Below are 9,897 nucleotides of genomic sequence, written 5' to 3' on the forward strand. Positions count from 1 at the left end.
GAGCATCTGCTTGAAGAGCACCAATCCGCCCCAGGCGGTGACCTCGCGGTTGCTGAAACTGATCGAAAACCCATCTCCCTGCAGCGGCAGCCCGGCCATGTCTACCTCTTATGTGGCTGATTCATGAAGGTTATTGCTAATGGAATCCATTAGAAATGCCCCGGCTTGATGCCGTAGCGAAGACCCACTGCCTTGCCGCAAGCTTGCCTCAAATGCTTGGGAAATGGCTAATGGATAATCTGGGTTGAAGCTGTCCTCGACCTCTTCCTTGTGGCTGGATGGAATCACGAAACGGTCCTCGTAGTTCGCAATCGCCATGATCTGGTACATTTCTTCGACCTGCGCCTGGGTCAGCCCGACCTGCTTCAGCACCTCCAGATTCTCGGTCTTGTCGACACTCTTGCCGCGCATGTACGCCCGCATCGCCAACATCTTGTCGAGCGCCGCCAGCACCGGCTTTTCGTCACCGGCGGTCAACAGATTCGCCAGATACTTCACCGGAATGCGCATTTCAGATACGTCCGGCAGGATGCCGTTGCGACCCATCACGCCACGCTCGGCAGCGGCCTGGATCGGCGACAGCGGCGGGATGTACCACACCATCGGCAGCGTGCGGTATTCCGGGTGCAGCGGGAAAGCCACCTTCCATTCCACCGCCATCTTGTACACCGGCGATTTCTGCGCCGATTCGATCCACGAGTCCGGAATGCCCTGCTTGCGTGCTTCTTCGATCACCGAGGGCAGATTCGGGTCGAGGAAGACCTTCAGCTGCGCGTTGTACAGGTCTTCTTCGTTCGCCACGCTGGCGGCGCTTTCGATCTGGTCAGCGTCGTACAGCAGCACGCCCAGATAGCGGATGCGACCCACGCAGGATTCGGAACAGACAGTCGGCTGGCCGCCTTCAATGCGCGGGTAGCAGAAGGTGCACTTCTCGGCCTTGCCCGAATCCCAGTTGTAGTAAATCTTCTTGTACGGGCAGCCGGAGATGCACATGCGCCAGCCACGGCACTTGTCCTGGTCGACCAGCACGATGCCGTCGTCCTCGCGCTTGTAGATCGAGCCCGACGGGCACGAGGCCACACAGGCCGGGTTCAGGCAGTGCTCGCACAGGCGCGGCAGGTACATCATGAAGGTGTTCTCAAACGTCGAATACATCTCCTTCTCGATGTCCTTGAAGAGCTGATCCTTGCTGCGTTTGCTGAATTCGCCGCCCAGATCGTCTTCCCAGTTCGGGCCCCATTCGATCTTGTCCATCTTCTGGCCGGTAATCACCGACACCGGGCGCGCGGTCGGCGGCGTCTGCATTTCCGGTGCGTTCTGCAGGTGCTCGTAGTCGTAGGTGAACGGCTCGTAGTAGTCGTCGATTTCCGGCAGATTGGGATTGGCGAAGATGTTGGCCAGGATGCGCAGCTTGCCGCCCTGGCGCGGTTCGAGCTTGCCGGCGCTGTTGCGCTGCCAGCCGCCCTTCCACTTCTGCTGGTTTTCCCATTCCTTCGGGTAGCCGATGCCCGGCTTGGTTTCGACGTTGTTGAACCAGGCATATTCGACGCCATCACGGCTGGTCCAGACGTTCTTGCAGGTGATCGAACAGGTGTGGCAGCCGATGCATTTGTCGAGGTTGAGCACCATCGCCACTTGTGCACGAATTTTCATGTTTTTTTCCTTCGTAGGGCGGGTCAGGCCAGAGGCCGTAACCCGCCGTTAAGGTCGAGAGTTGCGTTCGCGGATGCCGGGTTACGGCTTACGTCTTACCCGGCCTACGATTGCCTCGGCTCATCCATCCAGTCGACATTCTTCATCTTGCGCACGATCACGAATTCATCGCGGTTACTGCCCACCGTGCCGTAGTAGTTGAAGCCGTAAGCCTGCTGCGCATAGCCGCCGATCATGTGCGTGGGCTTGGTCACGGTACGGGTGACCGAGTTGTGGATGCCGCCGCGCTTCTTGCTGGTTTCGGCGCCGGGAACGTTCACGATCTTTTCCTGGGCGTGATACATCAGCGTCATGCCGTCGGGGACGCGCTGGCTCACCACCGCGCGCGCGGTCAGCGTGCCGTTGACGTTGAAGACTTCGATCCAGTCGTTGTCGACGATGCCGGCCTTTTTCGCATCCCCTTCCGACAGCCACACGTGCGGGCCGCCACGGCTGAGCGTCAACATGCGCAGGTTGTCCGAGTAGGTGGAGTGAATCCCCCACTTCTGGTGCGGCGTAATCCAGTTCAGCACGATTTCGGCATTGCCGTTGGGCTGCTTGTTCAGCATCGCGTCGGTGGTCTTCAGATCGATGTGCGGCTTGTAAACCGTCAGCCCTTCGCCGAAGTCGATCATCCAGCGGTGATCCTGGTAGAACTGCTGACGACCGGTGAGCGTGCGCCATGGAATCAGTTCATGGACGTTGGTGTAGCCGGCGTTGTAGCTGACCTCTTCACTTTCCAGCCCCGACCAGGTCGGCGAGGAGATGATCTTGCGCGGCTGCGCCTGGATGTCGCGGAAGCGGATGGCGTCATGCTCGCGCGGCTTGGCCAGATGGGTGTGTTCGCGGCCGGTGATTTTCGACAGCGCTTCCCAAGCCTTGACCGCCACGTGACCATTGGTTTCCGGCGCCAGGCTCAGAATCATTTCGCAGGCATCGATGGCGGTGTCGAGTTTGGGCTGGCCGTTGGCGGCGATGCCGTTGAGTTTGCCCAGCAGCTCGACTTCATGCGCCGTCTTCCACGTAATGCCCTTGCCGTTATTGCCGGCCTTGGCCAGCAGCGGGCCGATCGAGGTGAACTTCTCGTAAATCTTCGTGTAATCACGCTCGACCACCACCATATTCGGCGCGGTCTTGCCCGGCAGCAGCTCGCATTCGCCCTTCTTCCAGTCCTTCGGCTCCAGCGGCTGACCCAGTTCGCCCGGGGTGTCGTGCAGCAAGGGAACGAGCACCAGATCCTTCTGCGTGCCCAGCGCCGGACCACCGATTTCAGACAGGCGTTTGGCGATCAGCTTGTAGATTTCCCAGTCGCTCTTGGCCTGCCACAGCGGCTGCACGGCTTCAGAGAGCGGGTGGATGAAGGGATGCATGTCGGACGTGTTCATGTCGTCCTTCTCGTACCAGGTCGCCGTCGGCAGCACGATATCGGCATAGAGACAGGTGGTGCTCATGCGGAAATCGAGCACGGTGAGCAGGTCGAGCTTGCCTTCCGCTGCCGGACGCACCTTGACTTCGGACGGCTTGATGCCGGTCGTTTCGTCGTCGAACACGGCGTTTTGCGTGCCGAGCAGGTATTTCAGGAAATACTCGTGCCCCTTGCCGGAAGAACCCAGGATATTCGAGCGCCAGACGAACAGGTTGCGCGGGAAGTTGCGCGGGTTGTCCGGGTCATCGCAGGACATGTTCAGCGTACCGGCCTTGAGATTTTCCACCGCGTAGGCCACCGGGTCCTTGCCGACGGCGGCGGCGGCGCGGGTCACTTCCAGCGGATTGGTTTCCAGCTGCGGCGCGGAAGGCAGCCAGCCCATGCGCTCGGCCTTGGCGTTGAAGTCGATCAGGGTCATGCCCTTGAACTTGGCCGCCTGCGCGGTCGGGCTGAGGATTTCCTCGACGCCGAGCTTTTCGTGGCGCCACTGGCTGGTGTGCGCGTAGAAGAAGCTGGTGCCGTTCATCTGACGCGACGGACGCACCCAGTCACCGGCAAACGCCAGCGGCGCCCAGCCCTGTTGCGGACGCAGCTTTTCCTGGCCCACGTAGTGACACCAGCCGCCACCACTCTGGCCCACGCAACCACACATCACCAGCAGGTTGATGATGCCGCGGTAGGTCATGTCCATGTGATACCAGTGGTTCAGCGCCGCGCCGACAATGACCATGCTCTTGCCGTGCGTGCGATCGGCGTTGTCGGCGAATTCGCGCGCCACCGTCACAACATCAATGCCCTTCACACCGGTATGCTTTTCCTGCCATTTCGGGGTGTACGGTACGTCATCTTCATAAGACGTCGCGACATTGCCGCCGCCGTGGCCATTATCCACCCCGTAATTGGCGAGCATCAGGTCAAATACCGTCGCGACCAGTACGGAAGAGCCATCTTTCAAGGTTACGCGCTTGGCCGGCACATTGCGCTTGAGCACGTCGTCGTGTTCGCCGCCAAAGTAGGGGAAGCCGACGCTCACCACCTCATCCGACTTGCCCTTCAGCGACAGCAGCGGGTCAATCTCGCGGCCATCGGCAGCCTTCAGCTCCAGATTCCACTTGCCGACGTTCTCGCCCTCTTCGCCCCAGCGCAAGCCAACCGCGCCATTCGGCACGACGATGTCGCCACTCTTTGCATCGATCAGCAGTGTTTTCCATTCGGGGTTGTTGGCCTCGTCACCCAGCGTCAGGTGCGATGCACGCAGGTAATGGTCGCCGACCAGCCCCTGGCCGTTGTCTTTCAGCATCACCAGCATCGGGAAGTCGGTGTACTGCTTGCCGTAGGACTTGAAGTAGTCGCTCTTTTCCGTCTTGATGAATTCATTGAGCACCACGTGGCCCATGGCCATCGCCAGCGCGGCGTCAGTGCCCTGCTTGGGCGCCAGCCAGATGTCGCCAAACTTGGCCATTTCACCGAAATCGGACGATACGGCGACGGTCTTGGTGCCCTTGTAGCGCACTTCGGTATAGAAGTGGGCATCGGGGGTGCGCGTCATCGGCACGTTCGAGCCCCACACCATCAGGTAGGTCGAGTTGTACCAGTCGGCAGATTCGGCCACGTCGGTCTGCTCGCCCCAGACTTGCGGGCTGGACGGCGGCAGATCGCAATACCAGTCATAGAAGGACAGCGGCACGCCACCGATCAGGCTGAGGTAACGGCTGCCAGCGGCGTAGGACACCATCGACATGGCCGGAATCGGCGAGAAACCCATCACGCGATCCGGGCCGTATTCCTTGATCGTGTAGGCATTGGCCGCCGCAATGATTTCGGTTGCCTCATCCCAGCTTGCACGCACGAAACCGCCCTGCCCGCGCACCGATTTGTATTCGGCTGCGCGTTCCTTGTTCTGGCTGATGTATTCCCAGGCTTCCAGCGGCGCCATCGTTTCGCGCGCCTCGCGCCACATTTTCACCAGCCGGCCGCGTATCATCGGGTATTTCACGCGCTGGGCGGAGTACACATACCAGGAATACGACGCGCCACGCGGACAGCCGCGCGGCTCGTGGTTGGGCAGATCCGGGCGGGTGCGCGGGTAATCGGTCTGCTGCAGTTCCCAGGTAATCAGGCCGTTCTTCACGAACACGCGCCAGCTACAGGAACCGGTACAGTTCACCCCGTGCGTGGAGCGAACCACCTTGTCCTGCTGCCAGCGCGCACGGTAAGCGTTTTCCCACTGGCGATCTTCCGCGACGACAGCGCCATGGCCATCGGCAAAGGTATCAACCGTGCGGGAAAGGAATTTCAGACGATCAAGAAAATGACTCATGGAGCCTCCACAAGGGCCGTTCAGGCGTTTTTGTACCGGAGAAAGACTACTGTTTACTCGCGCATCTGCAAATCGGTCAAATGAATCACCCGTCTTGCCGATGCGGCAAAGGAATGACTAGACATTTAGGCGGGCAAGGCCGGATTGTCTAGATAAAAAAGCGTACCCGGCAATGCCGCATCAATGCAAAAGCGGGCTAACCGGGATAAGCCCTCAGAGCAAGTGTCGGCATTGACCGGGGCGCTTAAACTGGTTAGCGAATCAGAGGATTGTGTGATGTCCATGAATTTTCCGTCAGGGTCTGACTTGCGCGACCGGTTTGGCCGTCAGGTCCGCTATCTGCGCGTATCGGTGACCGACCGCTGCGACCTGCGCTGCAACTATTGCCTGCCCAAAGGCTTCGACGGCTATGCCGAGCCGGCCGAGTGGCTGAGTTTTGCCGAGGTCGAACGGGTGGTCGCCGCGTTTGCCCGCATGGGCGTATCGCGCGTGCGCCTCACCGGTGGCGAGCCGCTGCTCAGGCGCAATCTCGTCGATCTGGTCGGCAATCTGGCGGCGATTGACGGCGTGCGCGATCTCTCGCTGTCCACCAATGCCACGCAGCTGGGCAAGCATGCGCATGCGCTCAAACGTGCCGGCCTGGCGCGCATCAATGTCAGCCTCGATTCGCTCGACAAGGCCTGCCTGAATTCGGTGACCGGGCGCGACAGTTTCGACGCCATCATGACCGGCATCATGGCCGGCAAGGATGCCGGTTTCAGCCCGATCAAGCTCAATATGGTCGCCATGCGCGGCGTGAACGATCACGAGATCGAGCGCATGGCGCAGTTCTGTCTTGATGAGGGCTTCATCCTGCGCCTGATCGAAACCATGCCGGTCGGCGATACCGGCCGCAATGCGCACTACCTGCCGCTTGACGACGTGCGCCCGCAGCTCATCGAACGCTTCGGCCTTGTGTCCTGCGTGCAGGAATTGGGCGGAGGCCCGGCGCGCTACTGGCAGACTGCGGACGGACGCGGGCAGATCGGCTTCATCACGCCGATTTCGCAGCATTTCTGCGCCACCTGCAACCGCGTGCGCTTATCAGTGGATGGCACGCTCTACCTGTGTCTGGGGCAGGAAGAGAAATTCGAATTGCGCCCCTTGCTGCGCGCGGAATGTTCCGATGCCGAGCTGGAAGCCGCAATCCGCGCCGCCATCGAATTGAAGCCCGAGCGCCACGAATTCATCGAGCAGCCGGCCAAGATCATCCGCTTCATGTCACAGACGGGGGGCTGAGATGCCGTTGCGGCACACCAATATCCTGCTGGTCGAGCGACAAACCCTGCTGAACCAGATCATCAGACAGGCACTGACAGACGCCACCGGCGGCAGCATCTTTTCCTTGCCGGACATGGCGGCAGCAGCGGCGCTGACCGAAAAGCAGGACTTTGCAATGGCCGTGATCTCCCTGAGCGATATCGACAGGAAGAACATCAGGGCCATTGGCGCGCTGCGGGAATGCAGACCGAAAATGACCATCCTGGTCTTGACGGAAAACACAATCCACGACGCAGAACTTTATGAGGAGCTGGGGGTTGCCGGCTATGCCGCCTTTGGCGTTCATGCCCTCAATCTTGGCGAGCTGGCCGGATACGCGCTCCGTGAACCCGGAGGCCGCATTCTGCTGGCGTCCATCGGGGAGCAGGGCGCATCAGGCAGCCACGCCGGGCAACCTCCCGCCCCGGTGATCAGCAAAAAGGAAAAGGAAGTGCTCGAACTGATTGCCAAAGGCATGCGCAACAAGGAAATTGCCCGCGAGCTTGGCCTGGCGGAAAGCACGATCAAGTCGCACCTGGGTCAGCTGCGGAAAAAACTGGGGGTCTCCAACCGGACAAAAATGGCCTTGCACCTGAAAAACATGAAGGATTGATGCAGCGCAGCGCCGGATGGCGCACCCGCACCGGAAAGCACATGGACAGAGCGACAATGAATAACAAACCGCCCCCGCAAAAGTTGCAGCACTGGTCAGTGCTGTTCGCCAGCACACTGGCCTTCACCGTCTGCTTCACCATCTGGATGATGTTCGCGGTCGTCGGCATTCCGATCAAGACCGCATTGGGGCTCAGCGAAACCGAGTTCGGTCTGCTGACCGCCACGCCGGTGCTCACCGGCTCGCTGGTGCGCGTGCCGCTGGGGCTGTGGACGGACAAATACGGCGGACGCATCGTGCTGTTCCTGCTGATGCTCGCCACCGTCATCCCGATCTGGCTGATTTCCTACGCCACCGCCTACTGGCATTTCCTCGCGCTGGGCCTGTTTGTCGGCCTGGCCGGTGGTTCGTTTTCCGTGGGCACACCCTATGTCGCGCGCTGGTTCAGCAAGCGCCAGCAAGGGCTGGCGATGGGTATTTTCGGCGCCGGCAATTCCGGCGCGGCGGTCAACAAATTCATCGCGCCCGTGCTGATCGGTCTGTACGGCTGGGTGGTGGTGCCGCAGGTGTACGCGGTGGGCATGTTGATCACCGCCATCCTGTTCTGGTTGCTGAGCAGCACCAACCCTTCGCACCACAGCGGCGCGGGCGTCTCGTTTGCCAGACAGCTCACCATGCTGAAAGACCCGAGGGTATGGCGCTACAGCCAATACTACTCGGTGGTTTTCGGCGGATACGTTGGTTTGTCGCTGTGGCTGGTCAAGTATTACGTCACTGAATACGGCCTTTCCATCCAGCACGCCGCGCTGCTGGCCGCGTGCTTTTCATTGCCCGGCGGCGTGCTGCGCGCACTCGGTGGCTGGCTGTCGGACAAGTACGGCGCCTACAAGGTCACCTGGGGCGTGATGTGGGTGATGTGGGTGGCGCTGTTTCTGCTGTCCTACCCGCAAACGGCGATGATCATCCAGACCACCAAAGGGCCGCTTTCGCTCGATATTGGTCTTTCGGTCGTGCCGTTTACCGTGCTGCTGTTTGTCGTCGGCATCGCCATGGCGATCGGCAAGGCCTCCGTGTTCAAGTTCATCTCTGATGACTTCACCAGCAATATCGGCGCCGTGTCCGGCGTGGTGGGGCTCGCTGGCGGGCTGGGCGGTTTCATCCTGCCGATTATGTTTGGCGCGCTGCTTGATTTCAGCGGCGTGCGTTCCAGCTGCTTCATGCTGCTCTACGGCACCGTCTGCGTGAGCCTCGTGTGGATGCATTTCAGTTTCAAACCGCTGGCCGAAGAAGAGGCGATCAGACACGCCTCGGCCCAGAAACTGGCCACGGCCAGCGGCAAGCTTTAAACCAAGGAGAACCATCATGTCGAGTGCCGTACTGAAACGCTGGGAGCCGGAAAACGCGGCCTTCTGGCAAAGCGAGGGCAAGAGCATTGCCCGGCGCAATCTGTGGATTTCGATTCCCTGCCTGTTGCTGGGGTTTTCGATTTCGGTGTTGTGGTCCATGGTGACCCTCAACATGCCCAATGCCGGCTTCACCTTCACCAAAGATCAGCTCTTTTTGCTGACCGCACTGCCCAATCTGTCCGGCGCCACGCTGCGGATTTTCTACTCCTTCATGCCCTCGATGGTGGGCGGGCGCAAGTGGACGACCATCTCGACCGGCCTGCTGCTGGTTCCGGCGCTGTGGCTGGGCTTTGCCGTGCAGGACCCGACCACGTCCTATCCGGTGATGCTGGCGATTGCGCTCTTGTGCGGGCTGGGGAGCGGCAACTTTGCCAGCTCGATGGCCAATATCGCCTACTTCTTCCCGTCGGCCGAGAAAGGCAAGGCCAACGGCCTGAACGCCGGTTTCGGCAATCTGGGCGTATCGCTCGCGCAGCTGCTGATTCCGCTGCTGATCACCCTGCCGCTGTTTGGCGCCTTCGGTGGCGACGCGCAGCACTATATGAAAGACGGCGTGGAAAAAAGCCTGTGGCTGCAGAATGCCGGCTTCATGTGGGTGCCGCTGATTGTCGCCGCCACGCTGGCCGCCTGGTTCGGCATGAACGACATTGCGGACGCAAAAGCCTCGTTTGCCGAGCAGGCCGTGATCTTCAAGCGCCGCGACAACTGGATCATGTGCTACCTCTATATCGGCACCTTCGGCAGCTTCATCGGCTTTGCCGGCGCATTCGCCCTGCTCACCAAGACCATGTTTCCGGAAATCCCCGTGGCCAAGATCGCGTTTATCGGCCCCCTGATCGGCGCGCTGATCCGCCCGGTCGGCGGCACGATTTCCGACAAGCTCGGCGGCGCCAAAGTAACCCTGGTGGTCTTTGCCGGCATGGCAGCCGGCGTGCTCGGCGTGCTGTCGGCGTTGCCGGCCATGGCCGGCGGCGCGCCGGTCGGCGGCAACTGGACCATGTTCCTGCTCAGCTTCCTGTGGCTGTTCGCCTGGGCCGGCATCGGCAACGGCTCGACTTACAAAATGATCCCCACCATTTTCTCGACCCTGTGCAAGCGTGAAGCGGCAGGCAAGGGCGAGGCGGAAGAAAAGAAATCCTTG

General features: G+C 60.7%; 6 protein-coding genes. 4 read left to right on the forward strand and 2 right to left on the reverse strand.

What is annotated here, in order from left to right; all coding sequences use genetic code 11:
- Positions 1-108: 108 nt before the first annotated feature.
- Positions 109-1,653: a nitrate reductase subunit beta gene (gene narH, locus C515_RS21555; RefSeq protein ID WP_081687006.1), complete on the reverse strand. Its 1,545-nt coding sequence runs from the start codon at positions 1,651-1,653 to the stop codon at positions 109-111.
- A gap of 104 nt (positions 1,654-1,757) precedes the next feature.
- Positions 1,758-5,438 carry a nitrate reductase subunit alpha gene (locus tag C515_RS0116045; RefSeq protein WP_028456347.1) on the reverse strand — a complete coding sequence of 1,227 codons (3,681 nt, stop codon included), beginning with the start codon at positions 5,436-5,438 and terminating at the stop codon, positions 1,758-1,760.
- 276 nt (positions 5,439-5,714) lie between these two features.
- Here C515_RS0116045 and moaA point away from each other — a divergent pair, with 276 nt between their 5' ends.
- From moaA to C515_RS0116065, 4 genes are all read left to right on the forward strand, one after another.
- Positions 5,715-6,716 carry a GTP 3',8-cyclase MoaA gene (gene moaA, locus C515_RS0116050; RefSeq protein ID WP_211234085.1) on the forward strand — a complete coding sequence of 334 codons (1,002 nt, stop codon included), beginning with the start codon at positions 5,715-5,717 and terminating at the stop codon, positions 6,714-6,716.
- A gap of 115 nt (positions 6,717-6,831) precedes the next feature.
- Entirely contained in the window at positions 6,832-7,350 is a 519-nt protein-coding gene (locus C515_RS22730) for a response regulator transcription factor (RefSeq protein WP_245575047.1), read from the forward strand.
- Between the two features lie 56 nt (positions 7,351-7,406).
- Complete coding sequence (locus tag C515_RS21565) at positions 7,407-8,696, forward strand: MFS transporter (RefSeq protein WP_051305030.1); 1,290 nt, start codon at positions 7,407-7,409, stop codon at positions 8,694-8,696.
- Between the two features lie 16 nt (positions 8,697-8,712).
- Positions 8,713-9,897, forward strand: a 1,185-nt coding sequence (locus tag C515_RS0116065; RefSeq protein WP_028455889.1) for an MFS transporter, incomplete at its 3' end; no start/stop codon positions are given.

It is taken from the genome of Chitinilyticum litopenaei DSM 21440, from assembly GCF_000428145.1.
Lineage (GTDB): Bacteria > Pseudomonadota > Gammaproteobacteria > Burkholderiales > Chitinibacteraceae > Chitinilyticum > Chitinilyticum litopenaei.